Genomic DNA, 2,523 nt, shown 5'->3' on the forward strand with positions numbered 1-2,523 from the left:
CTTTATGGGTCACAGTTCAGAGTCTTGCGGGGCTTTTTTAGCTGTGAGCCGGTTTATCGGCGGTTTTTGGGAAGATATCGGCGGATGCTGGACTTTTATCGGCGGTTTTTTTGATTATATCGGCGGTTTTACCCCTTTTATCAGCTTTTTTAAAAATAGGTACCCTAAGATTTATTCAATGTGAGTTAAATTTCATTTCTTACATACATTAAATAAAAGGTTTCCACTTTTTTGAAAAGAGGGTGTTGTCCATAACGTCCATCCAAGAGATTGCTGAGGTCCTCACTGGTATTAATCATCCGCTCGCCCCCATCTGGATCCAAAATGATATCATTAAAAAGAATATAGCAATTAGTTTTGATTATTGGTTAGAAGATACCGGAATACCCATTACCTTAGCGGAATTTGTGGAGCAGTATTTGGCGCACGCCGAGTATTTGGGGGAGATGTTTTCAACAGGTATCGAACGAGATCATGGTTGATGTTGCAGGGAGAAGTTTTTATCATGCTTCTCCCTTTTAGTTGTGTCCTGTTTACATAAATTACCTTTGTTCTTCAAATCCTATAAAAAAGCTTGATACTAAAAAAACTAGAGGTGAAACACCTATGGCCTTTTCAATAACCTTTTTTATCGGGTGGATTTGTATAACTGCATTTTACGCAATGAAGAAGCCGTATTCTAAATGGGAAAATTCAGCACTTCTGTTTTGTTTGTTTATTGTAAATGTGAATTGGAGTTGGATTACTGTTGATGAATTAAAATTTATGACCTATTCTAAAGATCCATTAGATTTTTCAGCTTATATCATTAACCGGAGTATTATTATCCCAATGCTTGGTATGATCGGAATAAATAGAATTTCTAGAAGCAAGACAGTGTTAAAAAAAGTGGTTGGTATGTTTATTTCTTGTATTGTTTTAGTCCTAATAAAAATTGTATTACTAAGATTAGGTGCTATCAGTTTCCACAAGTGGAATTTGGTTTATGATTTTGTATATTATCTCTTACTACACTTTTTAGGATATTTTGTCATCAATTGTTACCGCTCGTTCGTTCTGAAAGGAGTGAAAAATTAATTGATTTGGATTGGAAACTTTAACATAAACGAAATATCGCTTATCATCCTTAATTTTATTGGATATTTATTAATGTTTATCTTACCGAAAAGACTAAATAGAGAAGTGTCTTGTTTAAGTGTGCTATGTGGTTTAACAACAGGATTGTTGTTTGACTTTACACTAGGTGGAGGTATATTAGACTTTTACAGGCAAAATGACACAAACCACTATGAATTATTCGATTTGTTTTATTACTCATTATTTGCCCCATTTGGATATTTTTTCATGTACTTTTATCACAGGTTACACATAAACAAACGAACGTTTACCTATTATATTACCTCTTGGTCCATTTTGGCTATGACAATGCAATGGATATTTACACTTCTTCATATCCTTACTTATCAGCATAATTATAAGTTAATCTATTCTCTTCCGATATTCTTAGTTACTCAATCGGTAACCGGAGTCTATTACGGTTTCATAACTGACAATAGTAAGAAAACAGTGGAGGATGCATAGTAAAAGGAATCGGTTGAAAGAGAATACCAGGAAGATCATGACATCTAAATATGTAGGAAAAAACTCGCCATCGGCGAGTTTTTTTATCATCTCCATACTTCTCCTTTTGCTTACCTTGTAAAATTAAATGAATAATTCCTGCTTATTCTCTAATTTTGATTAAGTAGACCCATAAAATCTGCCACTTTTGGAGGATGTATTTTGTCGGAAATTGCATTAATATGTCTATTGAAGTAAATAAAGGAAAGGTAGGAAATATTAAAAGTGAAGAAAAATTTAGTAACAGCCGCTGCAACTGCCGGGCTCGTTCTTACTGCTTTTGGAGCCACTGCAAGTGCACAGGAACCCGCATATACGGTTCGTCCAGGAGACAGCCTTTGGAAAATTGCGCAATCAAATCATGTGTCTATTAATCAATTAAAAGAGTGGAATGCTCTATCAAGTGATACAATCTATGTCAATCAAAAACTATCGCTTACCTATACGGTAAAAAAAGGTGATAGTCTTTGGGCGATTGCAAGAGATAATGGTACAAGTGTTAGTGAACTAAAACGCTTGAATGGCATGACATCAAGTTTTCTTCGTGCTGGACAGCAATTGAAAATCGCGGAAACGAGTGTAAGTGATTCTTCTTATACCGTTCAAAAAGGTGATTCTCTTTCGGTAATCGGGGCACGTTTCAATGTAACGGTTCCTCATCTTAAATCTATGAATCAATTAACTTCTGACACTATTTATGCTGGTCAGACCCTAAATGTTAGTAGTAATGGGGCTAATACTAGCACTGTGACAACATCAGATACAGTTACATCTGGAAATACGGCGGCGGCTACAAGTGTGGCAACAGGGGATACTGCGGTATCTTCAAATACAGCCTCAACAGGAAGCACTGCGACAACTTCAAATAGTACAGTAACTGAAAAAGCACCGGCAGCACCAGCA

General features: G+C 35.8%; 5 protein-coding genes. All 5 read left to right on the top strand.

The window, feature by feature from the left end; translation table 11 throughout:
* Positions 1–184 (top strand): hypothetical protein (locus V7266_RS28870; RefSeq protein WP_335472655.1); only part of this gene is annotated, 184 nt, incomplete at its 5' end.
* Between the two features lie 58 nt (positions 185–242).
* Positions 243–482, top strand: a complete 240-nt coding sequence (locus V7266_RS28875; RefSeq protein ID WP_335472656.1) for a hypothetical protein — start codon at positions 243–245, stop codon at positions 480–482.
* A 124-nt stretch (positions 483–606) separates the two neighbouring features.
* Positions 607–1,077: a hypothetical protein gene (locus V7266_RS28880; protein WP_335472657.1), complete on the top strand. Its 471-nt coding sequence runs from the start codon at positions 607–609 to the stop codon at positions 1,075–1,077.
* Positions 1,078–1,581, top strand: coding sequence for a hypothetical protein (locus V7266_RS28885; protein ID WP_335472658.1), 504 nt, complete (start codon positions 1,078–1,080; stop codon positions 1,579–1,581).
* Between the two features lie 264 nt (positions 1,582–1,845).
* The coding region (locus V7266_RS28890) for a LysM peptidoglycan-binding domain-containing protein (protein ID WP_335472659.1) at positions 1,846–2,523 on the top strand (678 nt) is incomplete at its 3' end.

The organism is Neobacillus drentensis (assembly GCF_036965645.1).
In the GTDB taxonomy this organism is placed as follows: domain Bacteria; phylum Bacillota; class Bacilli; order Bacillales; family Cytobacillaceae; genus Neobacillus; species Neobacillus drentensis_D.